Raw genomic sequence first — 215 nt, forward strand, 5'->3', positions numbered from 1 at the left:
ACCGCTTCGCCGTTGTCGACGTCGGTGACGGTTAAGGTGCCGGCCACCGTTTGTACTGTGCCTGGCAGGGTGTCGGAATCGCCGTCTTCGGTGACGGTGCCAGTATCGCTGTCGCCGTTACCGACCGTGATGTCAGCGGGATCGTTCGCGCCGACAATGGTGATGGTCACGGTGTGGCTGGCGGTGCCATCGGCACTGGTGACCGTGATGTCACG

1 protein-coding gene is annotated in these 215 nt (G+C 63.3%); it reads right to left on the minus strand.

The features are described from left to right. Window positions 1-209, minus strand: a 209-nt coding sequence (locus tag KO531_RS22325; RefSeq protein WP_346345255.1) for a VCBS domain-containing protein, incomplete at its 3' end; no start/stop codon positions are given. Window positions 210-215 lie beyond the last annotated feature (6 nt).

Origin of the sequence: Shewanella sp. NKUCC06_TVS (assembly GCF_019345515.1) — a bacterium.
In the GTDB taxonomy this organism is placed as follows: Bacteria; Pseudomonadota; Gammaproteobacteria; order Enterobacterales; family Shewanellaceae; genus Shewanella; species Shewanella oncorhynchi.